Raw genomic sequence first — 1651 nt, forward strand, 5'->3', positions numbered from 1 at the left:
GTTCTCGGCCGAGGAGATCGCCGCGTTGACCGAGGCCGGCGTGGTGGTGGAACGGCGCCGCGGCGCGACGCCGAAGCCGGCTGCACAGCCGAAGGCGGCGGAGTAGTCATACCTGCAAGCCAAAGGCTTGACCTTTGGCCTGCCGGTATGGCGCGCGGGGTTGGTGGGGCGGCCGCGCGCGAAAACAAAGGCGGATACCCGGCCGACAAAGGATTGACCTTTGTCGGCCGGGTATCAGCCGAGCAACGCGGCGACGCGCGGCGCTGCGATTGCGGCGAGCAGCAGCAGCAGCGCCAGCCCCCAGAGATAGACCTTGCTCGGCTTCTCGGCGAGCTGCGCCGCCACCTGCGCGCGCAGCCGCTCGAGCTCGGCCTTGGTCGCGGCCCCGGGCACGGTCGCGTCGATCCGCGCGATCATCGGCTCGACGCGCGCCAGCATTGCGGCGACCTCGGCGACCTCGCGCTCGAGCTGATCGACGCGCGCGCCGAGATCGCTCGGCAGCGGGGGCGGGGCGCCGCCGCCCACCCGGCGCTCGATCTCGCGGATGCGCTGGCGCAGCAGGGTCAGGTCGGGACCGTCAGCCATGCGGCCCCGCCTCCAGAAGGTCGATCGACGCTTCCAGCTCCTTCGCCAGCCCCCGAATCGCGAACTGCGCCGCCTGCATGTGCTCTTGATGCGTCCGTAACGCGGCGGGATCAAGCCTTTCCCCGGCGGAAAGTTTCAGCAGCGCCTCCGTCACGATCGTCTGGGCGGCATTCAGGTTCGCCAGCGCCTCGGCGATCCGCGTCATGGTGTGCATCAGCCCGATCGCGAGCCGGCGCATCTCGGCGTCGTTCATGCCGAGCGCCTTTCCTGCGGCTCCTCGTCGGCGCCGGGCAGCTCGGCCTCCGCCTGCAGACGCCGATAGCTGCGCATGCCAAGCGGAATGAGCGCGGCATAGATCACCCCGGCGGCGGCGAGCGCGGCCCAGGGCTCGCTGACCAGCAGCGCGACATAGAGCCCCGCACCCAGCAGCAGCGGCAGCACGTACTCGTGCGGCACCTTGAAGTTCTTGAAGCTCCAGGTCGGCAGGGTGCTGACCATCAGCGCCGCGACCGCGAGCAGCACGGCGGCGGACAGGATCGGATGGCGGGCGATGTCCGCCAGCATCGCCACGCCATGCGCCTCGGCCTGGAGGAAGAGGAACAGTGGAAAGAGCGCGAGCCCGGCGGCCGCCGGCGCCGGCACGCCGGTGAAGAAGTTGTAGGCGTAGGCCGGCCGCGGCGCGCCGTCGATCGCGGCGTTGAAGCGCGCGAGCCGGAGCGCGGTGCAGACCGCGTACATCAGGCAGGGCGCCCAGCCGAGCCCGCCCCAGACCGAGAGCGTCCAGAGATAGAGCACCAGCGCCGGGGCGACGCCGAAGCAGAGGAAGTCGGCCAGGCTGTCGAACTCGGCGCCGAAGCGGCTCGTCGCCTTGAGCAGGCGCGCGATCCGCCCGTCCAGCCCGTCGATCACGGCGGCGATGACGATCGCGATCGCCGCCGCCTCCCAGCGCTCCATCAGCGCGAAGCGGATCGCGGTCAGCCCGGCGCAAAGCCCCACCAGCGTCATCAGGTTGGGGATCAGGCGGTTGAACGAGAGGCCACGGAAGCGCGGGCGTGAGCGGCGCTTG

At 71.2% G+C, this 1651-nt stretch carries 3 protein-coding genes; all 3 read right to left on the reverse strand.

What is annotated here, in order from left to right:
* Positions 1-234: 234 nt before the first annotated feature.
* Complete coding sequence (locus tag ACTIFU_RS23705) at positions 235-585, reverse strand: hypothetical protein (RefSeq protein ID WP_439580790.1); 351 nt, start codon at positions 583-585, stop codon at positions 235-237.
* Positions 578-838: a hypothetical protein gene (locus tag ACTIFU_RS23710; RefSeq protein ID WP_439580791.1), complete on the reverse strand. Its 261-nt coding sequence runs from the start codon at positions 836-838 to the stop codon at positions 578-580. The genes ACTIFU_RS23705 and ACTIFU_RS23710 overlap by 8 nt, the downstream gene beginning before the upstream one ends.
* Positions 835-1651, reverse strand: an 817-nt coding sequence (locus ACTIFU_RS23715) for a CDP-alcohol phosphatidyltransferase family protein (RefSeq protein ID WP_439580792.1), incomplete at its 5' end; no start/stop codon positions are given. The genes ACTIFU_RS23710 and ACTIFU_RS23715, both read right to left, overlap by 4 nt.

Source organism: Elioraea sp. (assembly GCF_051860475.1).
In the GTDB taxonomy this organism is placed as follows: domain Bacteria; phylum Pseudomonadota; class Alphaproteobacteria; order Acetobacterales; family Acetobacteraceae; genus Elioraea.